The sequence below is a fragment of the Microcoleus sp. OTE_8_concoct_300 genome, assembly GCF_031383065.1.
GTDB lineage: Bacteria > Cyanobacteriota > Cyanobacteriia > Cyanobacteriales > Microcoleaceae > Microcoleus.
On record NZ_JANMZH010000946.1, the window covers coordinates 1 to 1,280 of the forward strand.

The window sequence follows — 1,280 nt, forward strand, 5'->3', positions numbered from 1 at the left end:
TGGATGCTCATGCTCTTTTAATACTTGTTGAAGAGTTTCCTTTGTTTCGGAACTTAGAAAGTTTTTAGCAGGCATTCACTTTTTCTGAATATCATTATGTTATATTATACCAATATGCGTTTTAAATGCACAACAGCTTAGCTCAATCTTTTGGAAGCATTTTAGCCCTCTTAGGCACACCAGCTCGAGTTCCCAAACAGCGAGGTAAATCGGACGGTTGGATTAAAGGGAAACAACGACGGCCCAGAATTCGATATCCTGTGGTCAAAAAAGGGTTTTCTCGTCCCATACAACCCGCCAAAAAATCCCCCTAATCAGAAGTTTTCGATCGCTTATCTTTTAGTGCATTTAATCTACAGTAATGCGCCTCTTTATTCTGTCTTAGTCTAAACTCCAGTTAAAACTCTTGCGGGGTGCGCTTATTGGAGAGTTACACGATTTTAGATTTTAGATTTTAGATTGAAGAAAGCGACTCCACTGATCAATCCGGGGGCTTGCGATCGGGAGCGAGGAGCTTTTTTATCGCTCCACGAATGAATCCGGGGGTTCCGGATCAAATTGCTTGATTGTCCATAAGGGCGATCGATCTTTTTGTACTCAATGCCTTGAGTGTTAAAATTAAATTTTAGTATAATAGAATACTATCGACATAGGTAAAAATATATGTCTCAATCTATTGTGCCAGCCGTCGCAGAAAAACAGCTCGATACTTCGCCGACATTAACTTTTGAAGAATACAAAGTTTATCAAAGCAATGACGATGTACAATACGAATTGTACAAAGGCAAATTAATACCGCTGGCAACAGCAACAGTTTTACACATAAAAATTTGCGAATATTTCGTTTACAAATTGCAGCGTTACCTAGCTGAACACAATCTTGACTTAGTAGTAAAAACAGGCTTAGGAGTGAGAACAGAAGAAAATTCCTCCCGTGTTCCTGATGTAGTTGTTTGCACTCAAAGTCTTTTGGAGCAAGCTGCTGCTAGACCCGGAGGGGGCATCCTTGACTTGGATGAAACAGCGTTATTAGTGATAGAAGTAGTTAGCCAAGATCGGCGGGCAGACTATATAACTAAACGAGGATAGTACCAACTAGCTAACGTACCGGAATATGTGATTGTTGACCCAGCAGAAACCAGACAACGGGTGCGAGTTATGGCATTTCTCGAAGGTGATGACATTTATACAGAGGTAAATTACTTGCCGGGTGAGGAAATGGAATCTGTAGTATTTCCCAATCTGAAATTATCAGTCAATGAAATTTTAGATCCGCCATT

Annotated in this window: 1 protein-coding gene; it reads left to right on the forward strand. The window is 40.2% G+C overall.

The annotated features are described in order from the left end of the window. Positions 1-663 precede the first annotated feature (663 nt). Positions 664-1,089, forward strand: coding sequence for a Uma2 family endonuclease (locus ACUVJL_RS40160; RefSeq protein ID WP_445250926.1), 426 nt, complete (start codon positions 664-666; stop codon positions 1,087-1,089). Positions 1,090-1,280 lie beyond the last annotated feature (191 nt).